Source organism: Kosakonia oryziphila (genome assembly GCF_900094795.1).
GTDB classification, from domain to species: Bacteria; Pseudomonadota; Gammaproteobacteria; order Enterobacterales; family Enterobacteriaceae; genus Kosakonia; species Kosakonia oryziphila.
In genome coordinates this window covers 1-21,312 of record NZ_FMBC01000023.1, presented here as the reverse complement: position 1 = coordinate 21,312, position 21,312 = coordinate 1, and the positions used below count along the sequence as shown (strand labels likewise).

At 56.4% G+C, this 21,312-nt stretch carries 21 protein-coding genes, 1 tRNA gene and 1 pseudogene; 10 read left to right on the top strand and 13 right to left on the bottom strand.

The window, feature by feature from the left end:
- Position 1: 1 nt before the first annotated feature.
- Together GA0061070_RS12350 and hpxU are read right to left on the bottom strand one after the other, a co-directional pair.
- Complete coding sequence (locus tag GA0061070_RS12350) at positions 2 to 787, bottom strand: transporter substrate-binding domain-containing protein (protein ID WP_167353575.1); 786 nt, start codon at positions 785 to 787, stop codon at positions 2 to 4.
- Positions 788 to 991: 204 nt separating this feature from the next.
- Entirely contained in the window at positions 992 to 1,831 is an 840-nt protein-coding gene (hpxU, locus tag GA0061070_RS12345; RefSeq protein WP_090136431.1) for a MurR/RpiR family transcriptional regulator HpxU, read from the bottom strand.
- A 164-nt stretch (positions 1,832 to 1,995) separates the two neighbouring features.
- Between hpxU and hpxW the strand changes: the two genes are divergently transcribed.
- From hpxW to hpxZ, 4 genes are read left to right on the top strand one after another with little or no spacing between them, the layout of a single operon-like run.
- Positions 1,996 to 3,579: an oxamate amidohydrolase gene (gene hpxW, locus GA0061070_RS12340; protein ID WP_090136430.1), complete on the top strand. Its 1,584-nt coding sequence runs from the start codon at positions 1,996 to 1,998 to the stop codon at positions 3,577 to 3,579.
- 10 nt (positions 3,580 to 3,589) lie between these two features.
- On the top strand, positions 3,590 to 3,778 hold the full coding sequence (hpxX, locus tag GA0061070_RS12335) for an oxalurate catabolism protein HpxX (protein ID WP_090136429.1): 189 nt from the start codon (positions 3,590 to 3,592) through the stop codon (positions 3,776 to 3,778).
- On the top strand, positions 3,775 to 5,172 hold the full coding sequence (locus GA0061070_RS12330) for an AtzE family amidohydrolase (RefSeq protein ID WP_090136428.1): 1,398 nt from the start codon (positions 3,775 to 3,777) through the stop codon (positions 5,170 to 5,172). Before hpxX ends, GA0061070_RS12330 begins: the two co-directional genes overlap by 4 nt.
- Positions 5,169 to 5,555 (top strand): oxalurate catabolism protein HpxZ, encoded by a 387-nt coding sequence (gene hpxZ, locus GA0061070_RS12325; RefSeq protein ID WP_090136427.1) that lies wholly within the window; start codon positions 5,169 to 5,171, stop codon positions 5,553 to 5,555. The genes GA0061070_RS12330 and hpxZ overlap by 4 nt, the downstream gene beginning before the upstream one ends.
- Before the next feature lie 61 nt (positions 5,556 to 5,616).
- Here the strand turns inward: hpxZ and puuE are convergent, their stop codons facing one another.
- Genes puuE through GA0061070_RS12310 form a run of 3 tightly spaced genes read right to left on the bottom strand, consistent with a single transcriptional unit; the run spans position 5,617 to position 8,032 of the window.
- On the bottom strand, positions 5,617 to 6,561 hold the full coding sequence (gene puuE, locus GA0061070_RS12320; protein WP_167353574.1) for an allantoinase PuuE: 945 nt from the start codon (positions 6,559 to 6,561) through the stop codon (positions 5,617 to 5,619).
- A 14-nt stretch (positions 6,562 to 6,575) separates the two neighbouring features.
- Positions 6,576 to 7,316, bottom strand: a complete 741-nt coding sequence (gene hpxA, locus GA0061070_RS12315; RefSeq protein ID WP_090136426.1) for an allantoin racemase — start codon at positions 7,314 to 7,316, stop codon at positions 6,576 to 6,578.
- Complete coding sequence (locus GA0061070_RS12310; RefSeq protein ID WP_090136425.1) at positions 7,316 to 8,032, bottom strand: GntR family transcriptional regulator; 717 nt, start codon at positions 8,030 to 8,032, stop codon at positions 7,316 to 7,318. The genes hpxA and GA0061070_RS12310 overlap by 1 nt, the downstream gene beginning before the upstream one ends.
- A gap of 144 nt (positions 8,033 to 8,176) precedes the next feature.
- Here GA0061070_RS12310 and GA0061070_RS12305 point away from each other — a divergent pair, with 144 nt between their 5' ends.
- Entirely contained in the window at positions 8,177 to 9,673 is a 1,497-nt protein-coding gene (locus tag GA0061070_RS12305; RefSeq protein WP_090136424.1) for an NCS1 family nucleobase:cation symporter-1, read from the top strand.
- A gap of 93 nt (positions 9,674 to 9,766) precedes the next feature.
- Positions 9,767 to 11,086 (top strand): guanine deaminase, encoded by a 1,320-nt coding sequence (gene guaD / locus GA0061070_RS12300; protein WP_090136423.1) that lies wholly within the window; start codon positions 9,767 to 9,769, stop codon positions 11,084 to 11,086.
- Here guaD and uraH read toward each other — a convergent pair.
- From uraH to GA0061070_RS12285, 3 genes are read right to left on the bottom strand one after another with little or no spacing between them, the layout of a single operon-like run.
- On the bottom strand, positions 11,066 to 11,389 hold the full coding sequence (gene uraH, locus GA0061070_RS12295) for a hydroxyisourate hydrolase (RefSeq protein ID WP_090136422.1): 324 nt from the start codon (positions 11,387 to 11,389) through the stop codon (positions 11,066 to 11,068). The genes guaD and uraH overlap by 21 nt on opposite strands.
- Complete coding sequence (uraD, locus tag GA0061070_RS12290) at positions 11,386 to 11,880, bottom strand: 2-oxo-4-hydroxy-4-carboxy-5-ureidoimidazoline decarboxylase (RefSeq protein WP_090136421.1); 495 nt, start codon at positions 11,878 to 11,880, stop codon at positions 11,386 to 11,388. The genes uraH and uraD overlap by 4 nt, the downstream gene beginning before the upstream one ends.
- Positions 11,858 to 13,240 carry a nucleobase:cation symporter-2 family protein gene (locus tag GA0061070_RS12285; protein ID WP_090136420.1) on the bottom strand — a complete coding sequence of 461 codons (1,383 nt, stop codon included), beginning with the start codon at positions 13,238 to 13,240 and terminating at the stop codon, positions 11,858 to 11,860. Before GA0061070_RS12285 ends, uraD begins: the two co-directional genes overlap by 23 nt.
- A gap of 268 nt (positions 13,241 to 13,508) precedes the next feature.
- On the opposite strand from GA0061070_RS12285, the gene hpxO reads away from it, so the two are divergent.
- A complete protein-coding gene (hpxO, locus tag GA0061070_RS12280) occupies positions 13,509 to 14,663 on the top strand; it encodes an FAD-dependent urate hydroxylase HpxO (RefSeq protein ID WP_090136419.1) in 1,155 nt (384 codons plus the stop codon).
- Here the strand turns inward: hpxO and hpxR are convergent.
- Entirely contained in the window at positions 14,655 to 15,575 is a 921-nt protein-coding gene (gene hpxR / locus GA0061070_RS12275) for a LysR family hpxDE operon transcriptional regulator HpxR (RefSeq protein WP_139109761.1), read from the bottom strand. The genes hpxO and hpxR overlap by 9 nt on opposite strands.
- Positions 15,576 to 15,702: 127 nt before the next feature.
- Here hpxR and hpxD point away from each other — a divergent pair, with 127 nt between their 5' ends.
- Both hpxD and GA0061070_RS12265 read left to right on the top strand, forming a co-directional pair.
- The gene (gene hpxD, locus GA0061070_RS12270; RefSeq protein ID WP_090136418.1) at positions 15,703 to 16,740 is read left to right on the top strand and encodes a molybdenum cofactor-independent xanthine hydroxylase subunit HpxD; all 1,038 of its coding nucleotides are present in this window, start codon (positions 15,703 to 15,705) and stop codon (positions 16,738 to 16,740) included.
- An 8-nt stretch (positions 16,741 to 16,748) separates the two neighbouring features.
- On the top strand, positions 16,749 to 17,714 hold the full coding sequence (locus GA0061070_RS12265) for a PDR/VanB family oxidoreductase (protein WP_090136417.1): 966 nt from the start codon (positions 16,749 to 16,751) through the stop codon (positions 17,712 to 17,714).
- A gap of 121 nt (positions 17,715 to 17,835) precedes the next feature.
- On the opposite strand, the gene GA0061070_RS12260 is transcribed toward GA0061070_RS12265, so the two are convergent.
- Together GA0061070_RS12260 and GA0061070_RS12255 are read right to left on the bottom strand one after the other, a co-directional pair.
- Positions 17,836 to 17,923: transfer RNA gene (locus GA0061070_RS12260), tRNA-Ser, on the bottom strand.
- Between the two features lie 141 nt (positions 17,924 to 18,064).
- Positions 18,065 to 19,693: an ABC transporter substrate-binding protein gene (locus GA0061070_RS12255; protein ID WP_090136416.1), complete on the bottom strand. Its 1,629-nt coding sequence runs from the start codon at positions 19,691 to 19,693 to the stop codon at positions 18,065 to 18,067.
- Positions 19,694 to 19,966: 273 nt separating this feature from the next.
- Between GA0061070_RS12255 and yccA the strand changes: the two genes are divergently transcribed.
- Positions 19,967 to 20,626, top strand: coding sequence for an FtsH protease modulator YccA (gene yccA / locus GA0061070_RS12250; RefSeq protein ID WP_090136415.1), 660 nt, complete (start codon positions 19,967 to 19,969; stop codon positions 20,624 to 20,626).
- 58 nt (positions 20,627 to 20,684) lie between these two features.
- Here yccA and GA0061070_RS12245 read toward each other — a convergent pair.
- Positions 20,685 to 21,021: pseudogene (locus GA0061070_RS12245) on the bottom strand (IS4 family transposase); the annotation flags it as partial.
- A 32-nt stretch (positions 21,022 to 21,053) separates the two neighbouring features.
- The coding region (locus tag GA0061070_RS12240) for a transposase domain-containing protein (protein WP_139109760.1) at positions 21,054 to 21,312 on the bottom strand (259 nt) is incomplete at its 5' end.

The window sequence follows — 21,312 nt, the reverse complement described above, 5'->3', positions numbered from 1 at the left end:
CTTATACACCAAGGTTTGCTGGCAGCGGCGCTTTCAGCCACTGCTCAGAGAGGCTGTTCAGCGTACCGTCCTTAATCCCTTGCTCAATCAGCGCATTCACCTTCTCTTTCAGCGCCGGTTCGTCCTTCTTCAGGCCGATAAAGCACGGAGAATCTTTCAACATAAAGCTCGGCACCGGAGCTTTGTCCGCGTTCTGCCGGGCAATCGCCGCCACAACAAGGTTACCGGTCGCGACATACTGCACCTGCCCGGAGAGATATGCCGAGAGCGTGGTGTTGTTATCTTCGTAACGTTTCACATCGGCATCTTTCGGTGCGACGCTGGTCAATACCATATCCTCAACCGCGCCGCGCGTTACCCCGATGCTTTTGCCGCTCAGCGCTGCGGCATCTTTCAGTTCCGCCCCTTTCGGCCCGAACACGCCGAGGAAGAACGGCGCATAGGCGCGGCTGAAATCAATTACCTTTTCGCGCTCGGCATTCTTACCGAGGCTGGAGATCACCAAATCCACTTTATCGGTTTGCAGATAAGGCACGCGGTTAGCGCTGGTGACCGGCACCAGTTGCAGCTTGAGCTTCATCTGTTTGGCGAGATAACGCGCCATATCGATGTCATAGCCCTGCGGTTGTAGATCGGTGCCTACCGAGCCAAACGGCGGAAAATCCTGCGGGACGGCAATGCGGATCACGCCGCGCTTTTCAATATCCTGTAATTGGTCAGCCTGCGCAGCCGCAGCATAGGTGAACAGACAAGCGGCCCCGGCCAGTGCGATCAAAAGTTTTCTCATGGTGATTCCCCGTTACGTTAACATGAAACAAAAGATTCCTTAAATGCACATCTGCAACTAATGTGCCAGCGATGCACAATAAAAATGCCGACGGTGAAATCGGCATTTATCGCAGAGAAAACAAAGGATATACGCTTGAAGCCGGAACGTTTCGCAATAATCAAATGCACCAAAATAATGCAAAATCACCACACTGGTGCCCCATTATCGTTGTTCCAGTTCATCCAGCTTCTGATACAGCGTGGCAATGTCATGTATCCGTGGACGTCCTTTATCGAGAATTTCATGCAGAAACGCATTCGCCAGCAGGTTGATCAAACTGTTTACTGATGCATAGCTGTCATAAGCAGAAACGCTGTCCAGCGGTGCGCAAAGATGCCAGCTCGCCAGTGGAAAAAGGTTGTGCGCCTGCGGCTCGCACAGCAGTAATAGCGGAATATTCGCGTTCTGTAGCTGCTGCATCAACGGGCGGATAATGCGCGGGCGACGGCGAAACGCCACCATTACCACCAGATCGTCCGGCGTTAAATCCACCAGTTCTTCACTCAGGCTCTGCCCCGGCTGCGGCAGCACCTGTACTTGTCCGCGCGCCTGCAATAACTGCTGGCGCAGGTGCAGCGCCACCGGCCAGGAGTTACGCATACCAATAATAATGATGCGTTGTGCCTTCACTATGGCGTCCAGCGCGCCGGCAAACTGCTGCGCATCCAGCGCATTAACCCACTGCGTCAGGTTCGCCATCTCCTGCTTATAGTGGCGCGCCAGCAGCGTATTGCCCTGTACCGCATCGCGGTTATCCGTCAGCGGCATTCCGCTTTGTCGCAACGTACGCAGTTCATCACGCATATCTTTGTATTTTTCATACCCCAGACGCTTGAACAGGCGGCTGACGGTAGCTTTCGACACCCCGCTGAGCTGCGCCAGCTCCGCGCTGTTATAGCTAATGAGGTCATCAAAGTGATCAAAGATAAAATCAGCCACCCGCTGCTCCTGGGGCGATAACGAGGCATATTGCCCTTTCAGACGTTCATCAAGCTGTTCCATAAGACCCCTGTAACTTTCGTTTCATCGCACTATACCGATTTCCCCTTTCACAATGCATGCCAGCCCGGCAAAAAAATACCACGCCCCTCTTCGTGAAACTTTTTATTCAGAGATGGAACGGCTTTTGCAAACTCAGACTACTTTTCGGCTTTCGAGGACAGCTAATGCAAAGTAATGTCTCCACCCACGGGATGGCGGTCGCCCCCCATCATCTGGCCAGCCAAAGTGCGCTGTCTGTCCTGCGCGAAGGCGGCAGCGCCATCGAGGCGATGGTTGCCGCTGCGGCGACGATTGCGGTGGTTTATCCCCATATGAACAGCCTCGGCGGTGACGGTTTCTGGCTGATTGTGCCGCCGGAAGGCGAACCGATTGCTATCGACGCCAGCGGCGCCGCCGGTTCACTGGCGACGCTTGCGGCCTACAGCGATCTGGCGGCAATTCCGCATCGCGGGCCGCGCGCCGCGCTCACTGTTGCGGGCACGGTCAGCGGCTGGGATGAAGCGTTGAAGGTTTCTCACGAATTAACCGGAAAAGCGCTGCCGTTGCCGCGTCTGCTGGCGGATGCGATAGATTACGCCTGGCACGGCACGCCAGTAACTCTTTCCCAGGCCACCGCCACTGCGGATAAACTGGCAGAGCTGCGCAATCTCCCTGGCTTTGCCGACACTTATCTGCACAATGGTCAACCGCCAAAAGCGGGCAGCCTTTTCCGTCAACCGGCGCTCGCCGCCACGCTGCAACGCCTTGCTGAAGAGGGGCTGGAGAGTTTTTATCGCGGCCCGCTGGCGGAGAGGCTGGCGCGCGGCATGGCGCAATATGGCATGCCTGTGACGCTGGAGGATCTTCAGCAGCACCATGCGCGCCGCGCTGCGCCGTTACACTTGCAGCATTCGCAGGGTGATGTATGGAACCTTGCGCCGCCAACGCAAGGGCTGGTTTCACTGGCAATCCTTGGTATTACCGACCGCCTGATGATGGAAAACGCGGACGATGCTGCCACCGTACACCGCATTGTAGAGGCCACCAAGCTCGCCTTCGGCCTGCGCGATGCCCACATCACCGATCCACGCCACCTGAAAACCGATATCCAGAGCCTGCTGGCTGCAAGCGAACTTCAGGCGCTGGCCAACCGTGTGGATGATCAACAAGCCGCGCCATGGGGCGCAGGCAAAGGGCCGGGTGATACCGTCTGGATGGGCGTGATGGATAACCGCGGCCTCGCCGTGTCATTTATTCAGAGCATTTATCATGAATTTGGTAGCGGCGTGGTGCTGCCTGACACGGGAATCGTCTGGCAAAACCGTGGCGCATCGTTCAGCCTCAACCCCGATCACCTGCTGGCGCTGGCAGCGGGTAAACAACCGTTTCATACCCTCAACCCGGCGGCAGCACGGTTACATGATGGCCGCGTGATGGTCTACGGCTCGATGGGCGGCGACGGCCAGCCACAAACCCAGGCGGCGCTTTTTACCCGCTACGTGATGCAAGGCGTACCGCTGCAAGAGTCAATCAGCCGCCCGCGCTGGCTGCTAGGGCGCACCTGGGGGCAAACCTCGGATTCACTGAAACTGGAAGGCCGCTTCTCGTCCGCAACTCTCGCCCATCTGCGCGCGTTAGGTCATGACGTTGATGTGCTGGCGGATTTCACCGAAGTGATGGGCCACGCAGGCGCGATTGTCCGCCATCCTGACGGTCTGTTTGAAGGGGCATTTGATCCCCGCAGTAACGGCTCCGCCGCTGGTTTTTGAGGAGAGAACCATGAACAATTCACAACCCGAATGGGACGTCTATCTGGATGCCATGACCCGCATTCATGGCGTCGAACTGACTGATGAGCGGCGCGCCGAGCTACTGTTACAGTTTCGCCGCATTGCTGCGATGGCTGAACCGTTGATGGCGCTGCCGCTGGACGATCGTCTGGAAATTGCCGGAGTGTACAAAGCATGAAGCTTCATGAGATGAGCATTACCGATATCCGGCAATCACTAGCCGCAGGTGATTTGAGCGCATGCGACATTGCCCGCCAGACGCTGACGGCGATTGAGCAAATCAACCCACAGATCAACGCCTGGACGACGGTGACCGCAGCACGCATGCTCGACGAAGCTCAGCGCATCGATACCCTGCGGCAGAATGGCCAGCCGCTACCGCCGCTGGCAGGCATTCCTTACGCGGTGAAAAACCTGTTTGATGTCGCCGGGCACACTACGCTTGCTGGCGCGGAGTTATTCAGCCAGCGCCCTGCTGCCACTGAAGATAGCCGGGCCGTGCGTCAGTTACAGCAAGCTGGCGGGCTGCTGTCAGGCATGGTCAATATGGATGCATATGCCTACGGTTTTACCACCGAAAACAGCCACTATGGTGCGACACGCAACCCGCACGATCTGGCGCGAATTGCCGGCGGATCTTCCGGCGGTTCCGCGGCGGCGGTCGCCGCAGGGCTGGTGCATTTTTCGCTCGGCAGCGACACCAACGGCTCCATCCGCGTGCCCGCCTCGCTGTGCGGCATCTTCGGGCTTAAACCGACATTTGGCCGTCTGTCACGTGCCGGAACGCACCCGTTTGTTGCCAGCCTCGACCACATTGGGCCGTTCGCCCGCCGGGTAAGCGATCTGGCGGCGGTTTATGATGTCTTACAGGGGCGCGATCCGCAGGATGCCTTTCAGGCTGAAACTGCCAGTGAAGCGGTACAACCTCTGCTTTCACGCGGGATGGAGGGGTTGCGCTGCGCGGTGCTGGGCGGTTATTTCACCACCTGGTGCGACGATGATGCCAGAGCCGCGCTCAAGCGCGTGGCGCACGCTCTTGATGCGCGCGAAGAAGTGTTCTTTCCCGAAGCGGAACTCTCGCGTTCGGCGGCGTTCATTATCAGTGCCTCAGAAGGTGGTAATCAGTATCTGCCCGCGCTGCGCCGCGAACCACAGCGTTTTGAACCGCACTCGCGCGAACGTCTGCTGGCGGGGGCGATGATCCCGGCGGCGTGGTATTTACAGGCGCAGCGTTTTCGCCGCCACGCGCAGCAGGAAAGCCACGCGCTGTTTGCCCATGCGGATGTGCTGATCGCCCCGGCCACACCGCGCAGCGCCACGCAAATCGGCGAACAGACGATGGAGATAAACGGCCAGCCGTTGCCGATCCGCGCCAGCATGGGCATGCTGACGCAGCCGATTTCGTTTTTAGGCCTGCCGGTTGTGACCGTGCCGCTGCGTACCGCATCCGGAAAGCCGATTGGCCTGCAACTGATTGCTGCGCCGTTTAACGAACAAGCCTGCCTGCGCACCGCCCGCGTGCTGGAAGAACAGGGCATTACCGATGCCCGCCCTGCGGAGATAACACTATGATGCATCAGGACGACATTAACCGCCCGTGGGTACTGGCGGAGGTCACCGCCGCGTTTTACCGCTACGAAGACGCGCTGGTCGGCAATGATATTGCGGTGCTTGATGAGCTGTTCTGGCACAATGCCAGCACCGTGCGTCTCGGCGCAGGCGAGAATCTCTACGGCATTGAGGAGATCCGCGCCTTTCGCGCCGCGCGCCCGGCAGCCGGGTTACAGCGCGAGCTGCGCCATACGGTGATCACCACTTTCGGCGAGGATTATGCCGTTTGCAGCACTGAATTCACCCGTGAAGGCAGCGATCGCATTGGCCGCCAGCAGCAGAGCTGGGTGCGCTTCCCCTACGGCTGGCGCATCGTTGCCGCCCAGGTCAGTTTGATGAGTTAACCAAAACGCCCGGATTTTGAACTGTCCACTTTATAGGGTCAGTCCATTTTCCGGGCATTTTCTATTGTGCGTAGGGATGAACCCGACGCCAGTGATCGGCGATTTGCTGGCGGGTACAGACCCAGACGCGATCATGCTGCTGGAGATAATCGAGGAAGCGTTGCAGCGCGCGAAAACGGCCAGGACGCCCCAACAGGCGGCAGTGCATACCGATGGACATCATCTTCGGCGCACTTTCACCTTCGGCGTAGAGCACATCAAAGCTGTCTTTCAGATAGGTGTAAAATTGCTCAGCGGTATTAAAACCCTGGGCGGTGGCGAAGCGCATATCATTGGCATCCAGCGTGTACGGCACAATCAGGTGAGGTTTGCGCGTACCGTCGCGACAGGTGACTTCACTCCAGAACGGTAGATCGTCGCCATAGTAATCGCTGTCGTAGTCAAACCCACCGTGCTCGACCACCAACTGGCGAGTATTCGGGCTGTCGCGTCCGGTGTACCAGCCGGTGGGCGCTTTACCAAACAGATCGCTCAGCACCTGTACCGCTTTTTGCAGGTGTTCACGCTCGTCATTGATATCCATGTTTTGATAGTGGATCCAGCGCCAGCCGTGGCTGACTACGTCATAATTCGCGGCTTTAATGGCCGCAACGATCTCCGGCTGACGCGCCAGTGCCATCGCCACGCCAAATACCGTTAGCGGTAACCCGCGTTTGCTGAACTCCTGATGAATACGCCAGAACCCGGCGCGGCTGCCATATTCATACAGTGAATCCATCGACATATGCCGATCCGGATAGCTGGCCGCGCCGATAATATCGGAAAGAAATTGCTCCGATCCGGCATCGCCATGCAGCACATGGTTCTCTGCGCCCTCTTCATAATTCAGTACAAACTGCACGGCGATGCGCGCCTGCTGCGGCCATTGCGCGTGCGGCGGTTTCCCTGCATAACCACGTAAATCGCGCGGATAATCACGCATATAGTTGTCGTCGAAAAGTGCCATTACTCCTCCATTCGCTACGGCATTAATGCCTGAAATTTCCCGCTCAACGCCTTATGTTCCGGAAAGGCCAGATCGCCCCGCTTGCTGGTCGATAAACCCAGCGCCACCAGCGACTCCACCATTTTTACCGCCGCGCTGACGCCATCGATCACCGGTACATGCAGTTCACGCGTCAACTCCTGCGCAAGCTGGGCCATTCCGCCGCAGCCGAGCACAATCGCACCGCAGCCATCTTCTTTTAACGCCTGAATGCAGCGGGCACGCACTTTTTCCTGCGCCACACCGCTGCCGTCCTCCAGTGCCAGCACCGGTAAATCAATGGCGTGCAGCGCCGCACAGTGCTCCTGAAAACCGTACTGCTGCAACAGATGACGAGCGATAATCAGCGTGCGCGGTAAAGTGGTGACGATGGAAAAACGGGTCGCCACCAGCGTCGCCATATGCATCGCAGCTTCGGCAATGCCAACCACCGGCCCCTGCGCCAGCTCGCGGGCCGCCAGCAATCCCGGATCGCCAAAACAGGCGATTACATGGCCATCCACGCCCTGCTGACGCCCGGCTTTCACCTGTTCAAGCACGCCGATGGCGGCTATCGCTTCATCAAAATGTCCTTCTATCGACGGCACACCTTCACGCGGACACACCGCCACAATTTCGGTACCTGGCGCTGCCACTGCCCGAGCCGCTGCGCCAATAGTTTCGGTCATCGCCAGGCTGGTGTTCGGGTTGATAACTTGTATACAAACGGCAGGCATTACGCCTCCTTGTGGCTGGCAAACAGCCGGGCGAAATCCGGCAGACAAACGCCAGCGCGCTCAAAACAGAGGCTGGCGACGATATGTTCAAAATGGTGCGTCAGCGCCGCGCTTAGCGCCCGCAAATCTTTTTTACGCAGTAAATCAACGAGCTGTTCGTGATCGTTACAGCGACACCCCTGGCGCCACGGCGCTCCCCAGGCAGCGATCACCAGTGAAGAGCGTTGGCTCAGGCCGGTGACCATCTCTGTCAACACCGGATTACCGGAAATAGCCTGAAGCTGAATATGGAACTCAGCGGAGTAGCGGATGGCCGCCGGGCCGTCATAGGCTTCGTGCGCCTGCTGCTCCTGGCGGATAATCGCCTCCAGCGCCGCCAGATGCGGTGGCTGGCAGTGTGCCAGCACGTCAGGCAGGTTGGCCACTTCCAGCAGAGTGCGGGTACGGAAGATCGCCTGCGCCTCTTCTACCGTTGGACTGGCGACGTGTGCACCACGTTTGGGCGTTAAGGTGACCATTTGCACAGCATTGAGTCGTTGCAGCACTTTTCTGATCCCGGTGCGGCTGACGCCAAACACGTCTGCCAGCGCCTCTTCCGGTAATTTGCTCCCCGGGAGTAACTGATGTTCGACAATCGCGGTCATCAGCGATTGGTAGATGGTTTCATCCTTGTCCTGCAAAGCAGATGCGGCTTGCAGACTGTTTTCATTACTCATTAACCACTCCGCCTTTTACTTTTCGATATCGTATCGTATACATAAAATTAAATTATTGGATACAAGATTAATCATTTTGGCCTGGATCCTGCAATAACCTCAGCACTCCCTTTTCACGGGCTTTTATTGACAGGAGCAGGTTTCATGCCAAATACACAAAACACTCATCAGGTTAAGGCCGCTGATTCCGGAGCGGTATACAGCCCACGGCTTTGTAATGAGGATCTGGCGCCGACGCGCGATCAGAACTGGAGCTGGTACAACATCTTTTCGTTCTGGATGTCGGATGTACACAGTATGGGCGGCTACGTTGTCGCGGCGAGCTTCTTTACGCTCGGGCTGGCAAGCTGGCAGGTGCTGCTCTGCCTGCTGGTGGGCATTTGCATCGTGCAGCTGTGCGCTAACCTGGTTGCAAAACCGAGCCAGATGGCAGGCGTGCCCTATGCCGTTATCTGCCGCCAGGCATTTGGCGTCTTCGGTGCCAACATTCCGGCGGTGATCCGGGGTCTTATTGCCTTCGCCTGGTACGGTATTCAGACCTATCTGGCAGCGAATGCCTTAATGCTGGTGCTACTGAAGTTCTGGCCATCGCTCTCTGCTTTAACACAGAGTTCGCTGTTCGGCCTGTCGCACCTCGGCTGGCTGTGCTTCGCCACGATGTGGATCCTGCAAGCAATGGTGTTCTGGCACGGGATGAGTGCGATTAAGCGCTTTATCGATATTGCCGGTCCGGCCGTGTATGTGGTGATGCTGTCGCTGGCGGGTTGGATTGTATACAAGACAGGGTTTGACGGTATCTCTTTTACTCTCGCCAGCAAATCACTCAGCACCGGAGAGCAAACCTGGCAGATGATCACCGCGACGGCACTGGTAGTCTCCTATTTTTCCGGGCCGCTGCTCAACTTTGGTGATTTCTCGCGGTATGGCAAAAGCATGGGCGAAATTCGTCGCGGCAACCGCTGGGGTTTACCGTTCAACTTTCTGCTGTTCTCGATCGTGACCGTGGTGATTGTCTCCGGTACCCAGTCGCTGTTTGGTCGTATGATCACCGACCCGATTGAAACCGTCAGCCGCGTGGGCAACGATCTGGCGGTGGCGATTGGTCTGCTGACCATGATCACCGCTACCATCGGTATCAACATTGTTGCTAACTTCGTCTCGCCAGCGTTTGACTTCTCCAACTGCTCACCGCAGAAGATCAGCTTCCGCACTGGCGGTATGATCGCCGCTGTCGGCTCGATTCTGCTGACGCCGTGGAACCTGTTTAACTCGCCGGAACTGATCCACTACACCCTTGACGTGCTGGGTGCCTTTATCGGCCCGCTGTTCGGCATCCTGATTGCGGATTTCTATCTGATCAAACGCGGGCAGGTGTTTGTCGATGATCTGTTTGATGACACGCCAAAAGGCAAATACTGGTATCGCAACGGCTTTAACCCGAAAGCGATTGGCGCGCTGGTGCCGTCGGTGGCCGTCGGGTTGATCATCAGCTTTATTCCGGCGCTGCACGAAGTTGCCAACTTTAGCTGGTTTATCGGCGTCCTGCTGGGCGGCGTTACTTATCGCTGGCTGGCACGCGAAGAGCGCATTGTTGTCACGACATCACGTTTCAATCCCAACGTCGCGGCACAAAAAGAGTAACCCCTTATCTCAGGCCGCGGCGTTTCTCGTCGCGGCTGGCACTCATTTTGCTTTAACACTTCACCCGGTATGGAAACGACGAAGGCAGGAACGATGATTGATTATCATGCCGCGATCCGCGGCGCGCTGTTTGATATTGCCAAAGTCTGTGACAATGCCGACGATATCGCCCACCACGCGCGTTTCATTGAAGACGGTTTGCTGTTTATTCGTGACGGTAAAATTCAGGCGCGAATGAGCTGGCAGGAGGGCGAGCAATATCTGGATGCGCACAAAGGCTACACCGATCGGCGCGGCAAACTGCTGCTCCCCGGTTTTATCGATGCTCACGTGCATTATCCACAAACCGAAATGATTGGCGCCTTTGGTGAGCAGCTACTGGAGTGGCTGACAACGTACACCTTTCCGGTTGAAAGCCAGTTTGCTGATGAAGCCTACGCCGCAGAGATTGCCGAATTCTTTATCAGCCAGTTACTGAGCCACGGCACCACCACTGCGCTGGTGTTTTGCACGCTGCACCCGGAATCCGTCAACGCGCTGTTTAGTGAGGCGCTGCGCCTGAATATGCGGCTGATCGCCGGTAAGGTGATGATGGATCGCCATACGCCGGAGTACCTCAGTGAAACCGCTGAACAGAGCTACCAGCAAACGCGCGAGCTGATCCAGCGCTGGCAGCATCGGGGACGGTTGGGTTATGCCATTACGCCGCGCTTTGCGCCCACCTCCTCGCCAGAACTGCTCGAAGCGGTACGCCGTTTACGCGAAGAGTTCCCACAGACCTGGCTGCAAACGCATTTAAGCGAAAACCCGAATGAAGTGGCATGGGTGAACGATCTGTGGCCGGAACATCAACGTTATCTCGATGTTTACCACCACTATCAACTGACTGGCGAGCGCAGCGTGTTTGCTCACGGCATCCATCTGCATGACGAAGAGTGGCAGTGCCTGCACGATACCGGTTCGGCGGTGGCGTTTTGCCCTACCTCGAACCTGTTCCTCGGCAGCGGACTGTTTCGCCTGCCCGCCTGTTGGCGGAACAAAGTGCGTATGGGCATCGGCACCGATGTGGGCGCAGGCACCACTTTCAGCATGCTGCGCACGCTGGGTGAAGCCTATAAAGTGGGCCAGTTGCAAAGCTATCGCCTGCGGGCCAGCGAAGCGTTCTACCACGCCACGCTCGGCGGCGCACATGCCCTGCGTCTGGACGATGAAATTGGTAATTTTGCGCCCGGCAAAGAAGCCGACTTTGTGGTGATTGACCCGGAGGTTACGCCCTTGCAGCGCCTGCGTAATGAGCGTTGCAAGGACATTTACGAGCAATTGTTTGTGCTGATGACCCTCGGCGATGAGCGCAATATCAGCGAGACGTGGATTAACGGTCAGTGCGCGTGGTCAACTGCCACGGTAAGTTGACCAGCCGCCGGGAGCAATTAAGAACGGCAGATGGAAATGCTCCTCTGCCGTTTGCGTGATCACAAAGTCAATTTGCGCGCAGGGAAACAGTGTCGCCACACCGCGCTTTGCAAACCATTCTCCCGTTTGCGCCACCAGCCGGTAGTGCCCCGGCTTTAATGAAGATGAAAACTCACCGATTCGCCCGTTCGCATCGGTGACGCCGCTCGCCACCCTCTGCTCATCAAGTAACAGATAAACCGCCACTCCCTGCGCGGGTTTACCGCTGGAAATATCCAGAATATGGGTACTGAGGCTGTTCATTCGCCAATCGCTCCTGCCAGTCGTAATAAGGTGATTTCCCGTAACTGCTCCAGCGCTGCGGTGATCTCTTCGGCGTCGCTGTTGGTCAGCCGCTGTTCCAGCGCGTGCAGAATCTCTTCTCCGCTACGGCCTTTGGCGCGGATCAAAAAAATGCGGCTAAAACGCGCTTCATAGCGTGCATTCCCCTCGCGCAGCGCCCTGGCGAGTTGCGCGTCGCCATCGTCCACCGCCGACTGCTCCTGGCGCGATAAGGCCGCATGTGAACCCGCAGGCTTTTCGCCGATACGCGGGTGCGCGCTGAGCGCCTGCTCCAGCTCAGCACGTCCCCAGGCTCCGGCGATTTCACGTGCGGTTTGCTGTAGCGCCACGAGTGAGGCAAACGGACGCGCGGCCACCAGCGCCGCCGTCCAGCCGGGGATCGCCACACACGGCTGTAACAGTGCTGCGGCCTCGTTGCCCGGTAGCTGATTAAAGTGATTCAGCGCGATCATCATTGCTCCTTGCGTCAGCGGCGATAGCTGTTTTTTCTTGCGGAATAATCAGGTTCAGAACAATCGCCACTAAACCACCACAGGTCGCTGCCGAGCCAAACAGATTAGCGATAATTGGCGGGAAATGGGCAAGAAAAGCCGGTACGGCTTCGACGCCCATACCAAAACCAAATGCCAGCCCGACAATCAACATGTCGCGGCGAGTTAACGGATTTTGGGTAATGATGCGGATCCCGGCCGCCACCACGCAGCCAAACATCACCATCGTCGCGCCGCCCAGCACCGGCAGCGGGATCTGGCGTAATACCTCGCCAAACGGCGGGAACACTCCCAGCAGGATAAGGATCACGCCAATATAGCGGCCAACAAAGCGGCTGGCGACACCCGTCATCTGGATAACGCCATTGTTTTGCGCAAAGGTGGTATTGGGAAAGGCGCCCAGCATCGCCGCGATCATGCAACTGATGCCATCAGCAAGAATACCGTCCTTCAGTCGGGAACGAAACGCGCTGTTATCGATAGGCTGATGCGAGATCAGGCAGTTGGCGGTGAGATCACCTACCGCCTCCAGGATGCACACCAGCGATACCAGCGCCACGGGCAGAAAGAGGGCGCTATTAAACTGGAAACCAAAGGGAAACAGCGCCGGTAAACGAAACCAGGTATCGCCAATGCCGCTGAAGTGAAACTTACCGACAAGAGCTGCGGCAATACAGCCGAGTGCGATGCCGACCACCACGGAAGAGAGACGCAGCCAGCGGTTTTTCGCGCAGCTTAATAACACAATCACCGCCAGCGTGCCTGCGCCGAGGCCAATATTGCTCATACTGCCAAAATCTTTCGCCTGCACGCCGCCACACCAGTTATTCACGCTGACTTTAATCAGGCTGATGCCGATCAGGGCAATCACACTTCCGGTGATGATCGGCGTAAAAATGCGCTTCAGCGGCTCAATAAATCGGCTGATGATAACCGGCACCAGCGCGGCCACGAAATTCACACCAAACAGCATCGCCATCACATCCTGCGCCGTGCCCCCCTGCCCTTTCACCCACATCCCGCCTGCAATGGAGACACCAAGAAAGGCAAAGCTGGTGCCCTGCATGCAAATCATGCCCGCGCCAACGCCCCACACGCGGTTGGACTGTAAAAAGGTACCAATTCCGGAGGCCAGCAGCGACATGCTAATCAACCACGGCATCCACTCGCCCAGCCCCAGCGTCGCACCGATGATCAGCGGCGGCGTGATGATGCCCACTAACCCGGCCAGTACGTGCTGTAAGGCGCTGAAGAAAGCCGGAAGCGGCGGGATCCGCTGCTCCAGCCCGTACAATAAGTTGCTGTTCTTTTCATCAGACATGGCGTTCCATCCTGTTGTCAATTCGCGTCAACGCCCTGATGCACAAAGCAGGCCAGAGTCGCTACTCCCGCGCCAGCGCTGTGAAACTTTAGATTCCTTGCACTAAATTTGGAAATTTTTGATTCACAAGAAAGCAACGTTAATACAAACACGCACTACAAAAGTGCAACACAACCTCACCATGCCCGCGTTCTCCCGCACCAGCGCCCGTCGTCATTCTGGTACGCAAATTGCTCCATCAGTTACACGCAAGTAAAAGGAGAACAGAATGAAAGCATTGGTGATTGGCGCAGGTATCGGCGGCCTGAGTGCGGCTGTCGCATTACAGAATGCAGGCATTGCGTGCCAGGTATTCGAAGCGGTAAAAGAGATCAAGCCGGTCGGCGCAGCGATCTCCATCTGGCCCAACGGCGTGAAATGTATGAACCATCTGGGGATGGGCGAGATGATGGAGACCTACGGCGGCCCGATGCGATCTATGGCTTATAGGGATTACCGCAAGGGCGAAACGCTGACGCAGTTTAGCCTTGCGCCGCTGGTCGAGCGGGTGGGCGGACGCCCGTGCCCGGTATCGCGGGCGGAGTTACAGCGCGAAATGCTCAATCACTGGGGACGCGACCGGGTGCAGTTTGGTAAACGAGTCAACGAAGTGGAAGAGCATGCCGACAGCGTGACCGCGTGGTTCAGCGATGGCACCTGCGCCCACGGTGATTTTCTGATTGCCGCCGACGGCAGCCATTCGGCGCTGCGCCCGTATGTGCTGGGCTATACGCCAGAGCGTCGCTATGCAGGTTACGTTAACTGGAATGGCCTGGTGAAAATCGATGAAGCGATTGCGCCCGCCGAGCAGTGGACAACCTTCGTGGGTGAAGGCAAACGGGTGTCGCTGATGCCCGTCTCCGATGGACGCTTCTACTTCTTCTTTGACGTGCCGCTGCCCGCCGGGCTGGCCGAAGATCGCAGCACGCTGCGCGACGATCTGACGCGCTACTTCAGCGGCTGGGCACCGCCGGTGCAACGGTTGATTGCCGCGCTGGATCCGCAAACCACGAACCGCATCGAGATCCATGATATCGAACCGTTCGACACGCTGGTGCGCGGTAAAGTGGCGCTGCTGGGCGATGCCGGACACAGCACCACGCCGGATATCGGCCAGGGCGGCTGCGCGGCAATGGAAGACGCGGTGGTACTGGGAAACCTTTTTCGCGAGCAGAGCGACATCGAAAATGTGCTGCGCCAGTATGAAGCGCTACGTTGCGACCGGGTGCGCGATCTGGTGCTCAAGGCGCGCAAACGCTGCGATATCACTCACGGCAAAGATATGGCACTGACGCAGGCGTGGTATCAGGAACTGAAAGAGGAGAGCGGCGAGCGCATTATCAACGGCCTGTGCGATACCATTCAGGGCGGGCCGTTAGGCTGATGCGCCAACGCTCTGCATCGCTTCCAGCACCTGGGTCAGTTTCTGGATCGCCATTTGCGCCGGGCGGGAAAGCTGGCGCGATGGCGCGGTACAGAGCGCCAGCGTCAGCGGGCGCAGCAGTTTGTTGCGCAGCGGCACAAACGCCAGTTGCCCATTTTTCACTTCGTCCAGTACATCCAGCAGGCTCAGCACCGTGATGCCGCTCCCCTTCAGCACCAGCGATTTAATCAGCCGGATGTCATTACAATTGATGGTATTTGCCGGAGCGAGATCGTAGTGGCGATAAAGCATGCCGACACGTTCATGCACAATGAGCGGCGCGCCGGGCAGAATATGCCGCGTCCCGCTCAGCTCACCCAGTGATAACGCCGGGGCGGTTGCCATTTCGTGATCCGCGCGCATCACCACACCCATCTCCAGCTCGGCGAAGGCCAGCACATTGAGCCCTGACTGCCCTTCCGGATCGAGGATCAAACCGAAGTCGAGATCGGCCTGCCGTACTTTCTGGCTGACGGTATGGCTATCTGCGACCTGGAGTTCCAGCTCCAGCCACGGTTGCCCGGTGATAATATCAGCCAGCGCGCTGGCAAAGCTCCCCTCCGCCAGCGCCTGCACCATTCCCACACTGACCGAGCCGCGCTTCAGCCCTTGTAACTCATCAAATTTTTGCCGCGTAAGCTGGAACTCTTTCTGCCAGCGCAGCAGATTGTCATACAGCAACTCTCCCGCTGTGGTCATGCGTAAACCTTCCGGCAGACGCTCAAACAGCGGCGTACCAAACGCCTCCTCCGCCTGCAAAATCTGCCGGTTAATCGCCGATGCGGAGATATGCAGTTTTTCTGCGGCGCGGCGCAGGCTGCCGCTGCGGGCAACTTCAGCGAAATAGAGGGCGAAACGGGAAAATGGACTCATGCTGCACCTGTACACTTTTTTGCAACGTAACAGTGAATTAATGGCGATGGATGTGAACACCCTAATATGACAACAATAAAGTTACAACAATTAAACAATTGCTTTTCCGTAAGCAGGAAGGTCGACCATGAAAACAGCACTCCCCACCCCACCCGCCCATTGTACCTTCGAGCCGGAGGACTGGTTACGTCTGGCAAAATGCTGGCATCCCGTCGCCCGCGCCTGCGATGTTGGTGCAGCGCCGGTGAAAGCCACGCTGCTTGATGAACAACTGGTGATTTATCGCGTGAAGGGCCAGGTGGTGGTCGCCCGCGATATCTGCCCGCATCGCGGCGTGCCGCTGACGCTCGGTTTCCACGATGAAGAGGGCATCGTCTGCCCCTATCATGGGCTACGTTTCGGTGAAGATGGCCGCTGTAACCGCATCCCTTCCAGCCCCGATCAGCCAGTACCGGCGAAACTCAATCTGTTGACGTTTGCCGTTGAAGAGCGCTTCGGCCTGATCTGGACCTGCCTGGCGTTTGACGCGGAAAACCCGCAGCCGCTCCCGACGATGCCGCACTGGGATGACGAGGGTTTTCAGCAGATCAACTGTCCGGCCTTTGAGGTGAACGGGTTTGCTGGCCGCCAGGTGGAAGGATTTCTCGATGTTGCCCATTTTGCGTGGATCCACACGGACACTTTTGCCGATGCCAATAACCAGTTCGTCCCGGATTACAGCCCGCAGGAGACAGGGTTCGGCTTTATTGCTGATTACTGGAGTTCAGTCGGCAATTATCCGGCGAGTTCTGACTATCGTGCGCCGGAAGGCTTTCAGTGGCTGCGCCATTTCGAGATGCACTTGCCGTTTACCGCCACGCTGACGATCCATTTTCCCGGCGAGGCGCGGCTGGTGATCATGAATGCCGCGTCGCCGGTCTCCTCGCGTGTTACCCGTATGTTTGCGCCGATCGCGCGCAATTTCGATCTGCATATCCCGATCGAAGAGGTGCACGCGTTTAACCTGCGCGTGTTTGAAGAAGATCGCCTGATGGTGGAGACACAACGGCCGGAAAGGCTGCCGCTGGATCTAACGCTGGAAGCTCATATTCCGGCGGACAGAAGTTCGATTGCCTATCGCCGTGGCCTGAAAAAAATGGGCTTTGGCGAGTTCTTTCTGGTATGAGGTGTGCGATGAATGATGTGCTGAATGTGGTGGTTGATGGCTTGTTTCGCCAGGGCGATAAAAACCTCGCCGTGCGGCTGGTTGCCGCCAACGGCGAACCGCTTCCCGACTGGCAGCCTGGCGCACACATTGATGTGCATCTGCCCTGCGGCCTGATCCGCCAGTATTCGCTGACCGGGGAAAGCACGACGGAAAGCTATTTGATCTGCGTGGCACAGGAAAGCGCGTCACGCGGCGGCTCACGTTATATCCATCAGACGCTACGCCCCGGCCAGACGCTGATGATCTCAGCGCCGCGCAACCTGTTTGCGTTACGCGATGACAGCCCGGTGCTGCTGCTGGCCGCCGGCATCGGCATAACGCCACTCTATGCAATGCTGCTGCAACGGGAGGCGACAGGCGCGCCGTTTACGCTGCACTATTTCGTGAAACGGCGAAAAGAGGCAGCATTTGTGCGCGAACTCTCCCGCTCGCTGACGCATGGAGTTTGTCTTATTCACTGCTCTTCAGAAGGCAAAAGCCCACGTCAGACGCTGGCGGCAACGATCCCTGCACCCGGCGACGGGGAGCGAATTTATACCTGCGGCCCGGCGGGTTTTATGGCGGCGGTAAGAGAAGTTGCAGCGGCAAGAGGCTGGCCTGAAGCGCAGATCCACAGCGAGGCATTTGCGCCTGCCACACCCATTGTGACGTCGCAGCAGGAAGAGACCTTTACCATTACGCTGGCCTCCAGCGGAGAAAAATGGCCCGTTCCGGCAAACAAAAGTATTGCGCAGGTGCTTCAGGATAATGGCGTGGCGGTGCCGCTTTCGTGCGAGATGGGAATTTGCGGTGCCTGTCTGACGCCGGTACTTGATGGCGTGGTCGATCACCGCGATACGGTGCAATCGGCAGCGGAGAAAACCGCCGCCACACAGCATATCGCACTATGTTGTTCACGCAGCCACTCGCGGGATCTGGTGATTGATTTGTAGCCACCGTGACGGTAAAACCGAAAGTGTTGGTTATGAAAAATATACCAAGCGAATACATCAACACTATATCAGCGTGCTCAAAAAACAAAGGGGTTACCTTTCGGTAACCCCTTGTTTAAACTGGCGGAAGCGCAGAGATTCGAACTCTGGAACCCTTTCGGGTCGCCGGTTTTCAAGACCGGTGCCTTCAACCGCTCGGCCACACTTCCGGAATGAGGCGCACTATAAACATCCCCGGGTCGTCTGTAAAGCCTGAGAATGTTTGTTTGCCTGAAAAACAATCAAAAACGTGTTATTTGTCTGAAATATCAGCGTTATGATCGTTTATTCAACATGCCTCCTAGCAAAACTTAGTGTTTCTTGATGTACAAATCTTTTGTCAGATAGACGCCGAGGCTGTCAGGCGCAAACCCCCCCACCCACGGTTTCACCAGATGCGTACGCACGTAATGGTAAACCGGAATGGCCGGAACATCCTGTCCAAGGAGATCTTCCACTTGCTGGTAGTATTTCCCACGTTCGGCAATGTCTTTCGCTTTCGCCGCATTCTGCATCGCTTCGTCATATGCCGGATTACTGTACTTACTGGTATTTTCGCTGTCGCCGGTACGGAAGGTATTCAGGAAGGTTGACGCGTCATTATAATCGGCAATCCATGCGTAGCGTACCGCATCAAAATTACCGGTATGCATGGTATCCAGCATGGTTTTCCATTCCTGATTTTGCAGCTTCGCTTCCACGCCGAGGTTTTTCTTCCACATCGAACTGGCGGCAATGGCAATGCGCTGATGCGTCTCCATGGTGTTGTAGAGCAGGTTGAAGCTCAGTGGATGCGATGCGTTGAATCCGGCTTCATTAAGCAGTTTTTTCGCTTCGGCTATCCGCTTTTCACGCGGCCATGACGCATAATCCGGCGACGCAATTTTCACGCCGCCGATTTGCGGCTGGCTGATAACCCATGCAGGACGCTGCCCCTGTCCCATCACTTTATCGGCGATGATATCCTTATCCAGCGCCATATTCAGCGCACGGCGTACGAGCGGATCGTTAAACGGCGCTTTGGTGGTATTAAACTCGTAATAATAGGTCGCCAGTTGCGGTGCGACATGCACCTGATCGCCCAGCGTTTTCTGTAATTGCGCGAACTGATTCACCGGAATGGTGTAAGTAATATCGATTTCACCCGCCTTGTAGCGGTTAACATCCGCCGTTTCGGCATTAATGGGAAGATAGGTGACTTTATTAATTACCGTCTGTTTGTTGTTCCAGTAGCGCGCGTTACGTTCGGCAACGATGCGCTCGTTGACCACCCAACCGGTAACCTTATACGCACCGCTGGTAACGATATGTTCCGGTTTGGTCCACTTATCGGCAAAACGGTTAATTAACACCGGATCGACCGGTACCAGCGACGGGTGCGCCAGCATCGCCAGGAACGCGGCCGTTGGCTGCGTCAGCGTGACTTCCAGCGTTGAATCATCCAGCGCTTTCACCCCCAGCGTATCAGGTGATTTCTTGCCTAATGCAATGTCCGCCGCATTCTGGATGTGCATGTTGCCGGGATAGCTGGCATAAGGCGATGCGGTTTTCGGATCAACCAGACGCTGCCAGCTCCAGACCACATCTTTCGCGGTGATGGCGGTACCATCTGACCAGGTGATGCCCGGACGCAAATGGAATACCCAGACCGTGTTGTCTTTATTCTCCCATTTTTCCGCGAGGCGCGGTTCAATAGAACCGTCGTTCCTGACTGCCACCAGACCGTCGAAGATATCGCTGATAATATTAAATTCGACGTCGCTTTCTACTTTATGCGGGTCCAGTGAAGAGGGCTCGCTGCCATTGTTGCGTACCAATTCCTGTTTTTCTGCCAGCACCGTCCCCGCTGGCACCGTTGCGGCAAAAGCACCACTGCATATGCTCAGAATGCCGGTCGCCATGAGAGAAAGTGCTATATGTTTACGTGGTTGTGGTTTCATGTCCTTTTCACCTTATTCATTTATAGTATGCCGACGCGTTTACACTCTTAGCGCCCAAAGATTTATATAGCAATAGCTTTCAGTGACATATAAGACACCAATATGGCTCTGCTTCACATTAATCCCTTTATGTTGTCTGGAGCACATTTCGTCGCAGGAAATACCGTGCTGATACCCTTGCTTTATGAGTAAAGATGGGTAAAACAACTTTGTTACAAAGCCAGTCTTTTCTAGACTCGGCAAACAATTACATCTGTCATAAGAGAGTGACTAATGGATCGTATTATTACTTCATCGCGTGACCGCAGTTCCCTGCTCAGCACGCACAAAGTTTTACGCAATACCTATTTTCTGCTCAGCCTGACGCTGGCGTTTTCCGCTATCACAGCCACAGCCAGCACCGTGCTGATGCTGCCTTCGCCGGGGCTGATCCTGACGCTGGTGGGAATGTACGGTTTGATGTTCCTGACCTACAAACTGGCCAACAAACCAACCGGTATTCTGGCGGCATTCGCGTTCACTGGTTTCCTGGGTTATATCCTTGGGCCAATGCTGAATGCCTATCTGTCAGCCGGTATGGGTGATGTGATCGGGCTGGCGCTCGGCGGTACTGCGCTGGTGTTCTTCTGCTGCTCGGCTTATGTGCTGACCACACGCAAAGATATGTCCTTCCTCGGTGGTATGCTGATGGCAGGCGTAGTGGTTGTACTGATCGGTATGGTGGCGAACATCTTCCTGCAACTGCCGGCATTGCACCTGGCAATTAGCGCTGTGTTTATCCTGATCTCCAGCGGCGCAATTCTGTTTGAAACCAGCAACATCATTCACGGCGGTGAAACGAACTATATTCGTGCGACCGTCAGCCTGTATGTTTCGCTGTACAACATTTTTGTCAGCCTGCTGAGTATCCTGGGCTTCGCCAGCAGAGATTAACCGTCACATCCATGCCACAAGCCTCGCTTATGCGCTGAGGGATCCCCATAAATCAGCGCTAATAAACCAGCACCATACTTCGGTAGGTTTTGGCGAGGTGATTAAGGACGGTGCTCAGCACCATTCTTCTTAAAATTAGCGGGGAGTGTCGTAAGATATTCTCCGCTAATGTCAGGTATGAGATAACCCGCCGCGATTTAATCGCTGTTAGCCTGATATCTCAAATGTAACCCTTTATTTTCAGCATGATAGCCTATCAACCACAAGACTATTGTACTTAAGGTTGCCAGCAAACTCAGAACCAGAAGACGTCCCACTGAACGACTGTAGCTGGCGCGCAAACCGAACCCAAAACGCTCACTTTTTTCATCCCTGAAGTTCTGCTCTATCGTAAGCGTACACCGAGGGCCGTATTGACAGGGATGTGCTATTCAGTTGGCAGTGTGATGCGCCAGGGTAGCAGTTCGCTGACCCGGTTGACCGGCCAGTCGGCGATGACGTCAAGCACATAGCGGAGGTAGTCTTCTGGATCCACGCCGTTCAGTTTGCACGTCCCGATCAGGCTGTACAACAATGATCCCCGCTCACCACCATGGTCAGAACCGAAGAACAGGAAGTTTTTACGACCCAGACTGACCGTCCGCAGGGCATTTTCAGCGATGTTGTTGTCTGCTTCGGCCCAGCCA